Origin of the sequence: Pedomonas sp., assembly GCF_036515995.1 — a bacterium.
Lineage (GTDB): Bacteria > Pseudomonadota > Alphaproteobacteria > Sphingomonadales > Sphingomonadaceae > Pedomonas.
Genome location: NZ_DATBUP010000012.1, coordinates 1 through 5,229, shown reverse-complemented (window position 1 = coordinate 5,229; position 5,229 = coordinate 1). Strand labels below are relative to the sequence as shown.

Below are 5,229 nucleotides of genomic sequence, written 5' to 3'. Positions count from 1 at the left end.
TGCCCCGGCAGGCGCTGGAGCAGGCCCGCCACCACGCCCGCCAGCGCCGCGCCGTGGCCGATGCCGCCGCGCTCCGCCGTTCCCACGCCCCATTCGTGCAGGCCGTCCAGCGCCAGCCCGCCACCAAGGTGCGCATCCACGTCCGCCGCGCCAAAGGTCCAGCATCGTCCCGCATCCGATTCGTCAAGGCCGACGCCGCGCCCCTCCAGCTGCGAGACCGTCTCGCGCAGCTGGTCCAAAAGTCGCTGTTTTTCCGCCGCCGCCGCCATGTTTCACCCCGCAGACAACATCTGCTGTAACGCCTGTTGTTCCGCTTTTGTTCTCATCGACGGCGCAACGAGTCAAGTCAGCTATATTACGGATGCGGAGTGTATCATTTGATCCGTATCGATCCGGCGGCCCGGCTTCAGACAGCACCCTTGCACGGCCGCCTTCCCGGTTCGCAAGACACGGAAAACATTCGACCATCGGGACGATACGCTCCCGTACGATTAATATAGTCACTTCAGGTAGTTGGGTCCTATGGTCCCGCTTGCCTGCCCCACAGCAGGTGTACGCCACGGCGTGCTTCACCCCCCTGAACTGTCATGGGCTGTCACCGGCTCTGGCAGTATTAAGACCAGCAGTTGGGCATCCCTGCCGCCGCCCGCTGCTTCTTCACACCGCGCCGGGCTACGGTGGGTCGCACCCGGCATCTTTTTCTTCCGCATTTTTAGTCGAAAGCACGTGCGGGGCTGATTGACGGCATGGGCGTCCATGCCCTATCTAAATCCCCGATCCATTGCGGTCGCATTTCAGCGCAGCGGCAAGGCTGCTTGAGAATGCTCCGATGCGGGTATGATGTAATGGTAGCCTGTCAGCTTCCCAAGCTGATCGCGCGGGTTCGATTCCCGCTACCCGCTCCAGCTTCTCCTTGAAATTCCAGCTTTCCCTTTGAAATTGCAGGCCTGACGTTAGACCGCCTTCACCATGTAGGCGGCATCATCGCCGTAGCTGGCCAGCTTCTGCGCCCACTGCGGGCTGCTCACCTGCTCGAAGCCTTGAGCGCTCCAGAACCCGCCGGAGTTGTTCACCGCCACCAGCGCCATCCGGCTGAGCCCCAGCGCGCGGGCGTGCGCTTCCAGCAGCCGTACCGCGGCATTGCCGGCCCTCAGGCCGCGCGCGGCGGGCAGCAGGGCAAGGTCATGAATGTAATACACCTCTGCATCCGGCAGGCGGCCCAGCAGGGTGTTGAGCGGCGGCACCGTATCCGCTGCCCACGGATGGGTCAGCGTGTAGCCGATGACCGCGCCATCGCCCGCCCGCAGCACCAGGCACCCCTCGGGGTGCAGGGCGAAGCGCTCGGCCAGCACGGCCCGGTCCTCGGGGAAGGCGGGGTGCACCACATCGGCCACGGCAAGAACGGCATCAACATCCGCCGCCGTCATCTGCTGCCACTCGGCCTGCCTGCGCCCCTGCGCCGCCTCGCTCCCCATCACGCTCCACTCCTCAACTCAAACTCTCGGCTATCCGCCCCTCAGCTTTCGGGGAGCGGCCGCAGCGGCAGCAGCGCGATGAAGCTGATCACGCCCGCCACCGCCAGATACACGCCCACATAGAACATGCCGCCGTGGCCAGCCAGCACCTGCGCGATCATCGGGGTCAGCGAACCGCCGATGATGCCGCCGATGTTGAAGGTCATGGACGCGCCCGTGTAGCGCACGCGGGCCGGGAACAGGCTCGGCAGGAACGCGCCCAGCGGGCCATAGACCAGCCCCATCACGAACAGGGCGAAGCTGAGATAGAAGAACACGAACATCAGCGAGCCCGCGTCCAGCATCGGGGCCATCAGCAGGCCGGCGGGAACGGTCAGCACGCACCCGGCCATCAGCACCCGGCGCGGGGTGGAGAAGTCAGACCACACACCGGCGATCACGATGCCCGCCGCCATGAACAGGATCGCGCCCAGCATCACCTGCAGGAAGGTCTCGCGGTCATAGCCCAGCGTCGTGGTGCCGTAGCCGAGGATGAACGCGGTCGAGAGGTAGAACAGGGCAAAGCAGGCCACCACGGCGAACGTCCCGCCGATCAGCGCACGCGGATACTCGCGCACCACCTCGGCCAGCGGCACGGCAACGGGCGGCGCTTCCTCCAGCGCCTTGGCAAAGGCGGGGGTCTCGCTGAGGCGCGTGCGCACCCACAGGCCCAGGAACACCAGCACCGCGCTCAGAATGAACGGCAGGCGCCAGCCCCACGCCACGAAGTCTTCCTGGCTCAACAGCAGCCCGAGGATCAGGAACAGGCCGTTGGCGGCAATGAAGCCCACCGGCGCGCCCAGCTGCGGGAACATGCCGAAGCGGCCCTTCCAGCCCCGGGGCGCATTTTCCACCGCCAGCAGCGCCGCGCCGCCCCATTCGCCCCCCAGGCCGAAGCCCTGCCCGAAGCGCATCAGGCACAGCAGCAGCGGGGCCAGCCAGCCCGCGGTCTCGTAGGTCGGCAGGAAACCAATGGCGACGGTCGAGCCGCCCATGATCATCAGCGAGGCCACCAGCGTTGACTTGCGCCCGATCTTGTCGCCGAAGTGCCCGAAGGCGATGGCCCCGATCGGCCGCGCGATGAACGCCACGCCAAGGCTGGCATAGGCCGCCAGCAGTTGCAGCGAGGGGTTTTCAGACGGGAAGAACAGCGGGCCGAACACCAGCGCGGCAGCGGTGGCGTAGATATAGAAATCGTAGAACTCGACTGCCGTGCCGGTCAGGCTCGCGCCCAGCACCCGCTTCGCGGAATTTGCGGGCGCTCCCGCTCCATCGTTTTCCAGTCTCACGCCATTACTCACGTCTGCCACTGACATCCCCATTTCCCCCCGCGAAAAAAGCTCGTGAGCCTTATCCCTCCCGCTTTCACGGTCAAGAGTTCCCGCACACGATCCTGTCGTTTTCGCACCAGAAAAAGCCTCTGGACCACGCTAAGAACCACCCGCCCTGATAATTCTGTTTCGTGGCGCAGGCGCACGAAACGCCCTATACTCAAGACGGCCCCTTTGACGGAGTTGCGCCCCCATGGCCCAGACGCCCCAGACGCCCGCCAGCCCGTCCTCACCCGTGTGCTACGCCTCAGAAGCGGATGACGCCTACATGGGCTTCGCCACCCGCGATGAACTGGTCGCCGCCCTCAACGAACTGCTGGAAGCCGAGCGCGCCGGGGCCTACGTCGCCCGCGCATCCCTGAACGACGCCCCGCCCGAGATGGCCGACCTGCTGAAATCCATCGCGGCGGACGAAGCCCGCTGGTGCGCCATGCTCACCGCCCAGCTTGAACGCCTCTCCGCCTCTCCGTCCGCCAAGCGCGGCGCGTTCGCCGAAAAGGCCATGGCCATCGCCGACCCTCACGCCCGGCTTCTCTTCCTCAATCGCGGCCAGAACTGGGTCGTCCGCAAGCTGGCCGAACTGATGCCAAAGGTCCGTGACGACGCCCTGCACGCCGCCCTGCGCGAGATGTCCGAAAGCCACGTCCACAACATCGACGCCGCCGCCCGCGCCTTGGAATCGGACTGACGGTTATGAAGTTATGCAGAGGGTCTTAACCCTCTGCACTCTCGGCATTTTCAGCGGACCGCGCGTCGTTCACCGCAGCGCATCTACGACCATGGCAAGGCTGACTTTTGACTCCAGATACGCCACTGTCCATGTTCTTAGCAGAGGCAATAAAATCATGCCCCGCAACCAGCCATTCAGCCCCCTGCTCGTCGATACTGGCAATCCGGAATGGACGCGCGAGGATTTCAAGCGTGCCGTCAGAACTGGCGGCGTCCCGCTCGATGAAGCCTTAAAGCGCTTTCGCCGGGCCCGAAGTCAGGCCAGGCCGGAGAAGCTGTAACTGCCGCCGTCCCTGCGCCCACCCACGCGCAAGAATCGAGACTGCAAGGCGCTGGGCTGATCCGCCTCACGCCTTCTCGCAGCAGCCGCTGGCGAGGTCTTCCAGTATGGGACAGTCGGGCCGGTTGTTGCCCTGACAGTTGGAGGCCAGATGCAGGAGCGTGCGGCGCATGGCTTCCAGCGCCTCGGCCTTGCGGTGCAGTTCCTCGGCCCGGGCCAGCGCCAGCGCCTTCACGTCCGCGCTGGCCCGGCCCGTGTCCTGCCACAGCGCCAGCAGCTGCCCGATCTCCTCGATGGAGAAGCCCAGATCCCGCGCCCGGCGAATGAACGTCAGCCGGTGCACGTCCACCTCGCTGTAGTCCCGGTAGCCTGACTCGCGCCGCGCCGCCTTCGGCGTCAGGCCGATCTCTTCATAGTGGCGGATCATCCGCTGCGACACGCCTGACGCCTTCGATGCCTGGCCGATGTTCATGAGTGCCTGTCCTTGCACGCTTTTGAATTTCTTATGAAAGAAAGACTTATCCCCCTCTTCCTTTCAAACAGCCGCGCCCGTCATCCCGCGCACGTCCCGAAAAACGAATGGGGGTGAAGGGGGTTAAGACCCCCTTCGAAACACCTCAATCCCTTCCACCCGACCGCGGCTGCCACCGCCGCAGCATCAGCGCGTTCATCATCACGCTGACGCTGGAGAGCGCCATGGCGGCCCCGGCGATCACCGGGCTGAGCAGGCCGATGGCGGCCAGCGGGATGCCGATGATGTTGTAGATGAAGGCCCAGAACAGCCCCTGCCGGATCTTGCCGTAGGTGCGGCGGGAGATGTCGAGCGCATCGGCCATTAGGCGCGGGTCGCCGCGCATGAGGGTGATGCCGGCCGCCTCCATCGCCACGTCCGTGCCCGAGCCCATGGCGACGCCGACGTGAGCGGCGGCCAGCGCCGGGGCGTCGTTGATGCCATCGCCGATCATGGCAACGGTGCGCCCCTGAGCGCGCAGCCGCGCCACCACCTCGGCCTTGCCCTCAGGCAACACGCCCGCAATCACCTCGTCCAGCCCCAGCGCGCGGCCGGCGGCCTCGCCAGCGCCAGCAGAATCTCCGGTCAGCAGCACGGTGCGGATGTCCGCCCGCTTGAGGGCCGCCACCGCCTCGAAGGCGCTGGGCTTCAGCGCGTCGCCGAAGGCGAACAGGCCGAGCAGGCGGGGTGTCCCGCCCCCTTCCACCGGCCCAACCTCCGCCAGCCAGCTCACCGTGCGCCCTTCCGCCGCCAGCCGTGCAGCGTCTTCCGCCAGCGGGGCGGTGTCGATGCCCTCCTCCGTCATCAGCCGCTGGTTGCCGAGGCGCAGCTCGCGCCCGTCCACCCGGCCGGAGACGCCCCGCC

General features: G+C 66.3%; 6 protein-coding genes, 1 tRNA gene and 1 pseudogene. 3 read left to right on the top strand and 5 right to left on the bottom strand.

Translation table 11 applies throughout. The annotated features are described in order from the left end of the window. Positions 1–269 (bottom strand): annotated as a pseudogene (locus VIG90_RS01105) (hypothetical protein); the annotation flags it as partial. A 562-nt stretch (positions 270–831) separates the two neighbouring features. Between VIG90_RS01105 and VIG90_RS01100 the strand changes: the two are divergent. Further along, positions 832–905, top strand: a tRNA-Gly gene (locus tag VIG90_RS01100). Positions 906–953: 48 nt separating this feature from the next. On the opposite strand, the gene VIG90_RS01095 is transcribed toward VIG90_RS01100, so the two are convergent. Together VIG90_RS01095 and VIG90_RS01090 are read right to left on the bottom strand one after the other, a co-directional pair. Continuing rightward, a complete protein-coding gene (locus VIG90_RS01095; protein WP_331591550.1) occupies positions 954–1,475 on the bottom strand; it encodes a GNAT family N-acetyltransferase in 522 nt (173 codons plus the stop codon). Between the two features lie 41 nt (positions 1,476–1,516). Further along, positions 1,517–2,836 (bottom strand): MFS transporter, encoded by a 1,320-nt coding sequence (locus VIG90_RS01090; RefSeq protein ID WP_414695456.1) that lies wholly within the window; start codon positions 2,834–2,836, stop codon positions 1,517–1,519. Positions 2,837–3,038: 202 nt separating this feature from the next. Between VIG90_RS01090 and VIG90_RS01085 the strand changes: the two genes are divergently transcribed. Continuing rightward, positions 3,039–3,533: a DUF6306 domain-containing protein gene (locus VIG90_RS01085; protein ID WP_331591548.1), complete on the top strand. Its 495-nt coding sequence runs from the start codon at positions 3,039–3,041 to the stop codon at positions 3,531–3,533. Between the two features lie 157 nt (positions 3,534–3,690). Continuing rightward, complete coding sequence (locus VIG90_RS01080) at positions 3,691–3,855, top strand: hypothetical protein (RefSeq protein WP_331591547.1); 165 nt, start codon at positions 3,691–3,693, stop codon at positions 3,853–3,855. Between the two features lie 66 nt (positions 3,856–3,921). Here VIG90_RS01080 and cueR read toward each other — a convergent pair whose 3' ends face one another. Beyond that, on the bottom strand, positions 3,922–4,326 hold the full coding sequence (cueR, locus tag VIG90_RS01075) for a Cu(I)-responsive transcriptional regulator (RefSeq protein WP_331591546.1): 405 nt from the start codon (positions 4,324–4,326) through the stop codon (positions 3,922–3,924). A 145-nt stretch (positions 4,327–4,471) separates the two neighbouring features. Next, positions 4,472–5,229 (bottom strand): HAD-IC family P-type ATPase (locus VIG90_RS01070; protein WP_331591544.1); only part of this gene is annotated, 758 nt, incomplete at its 5' end.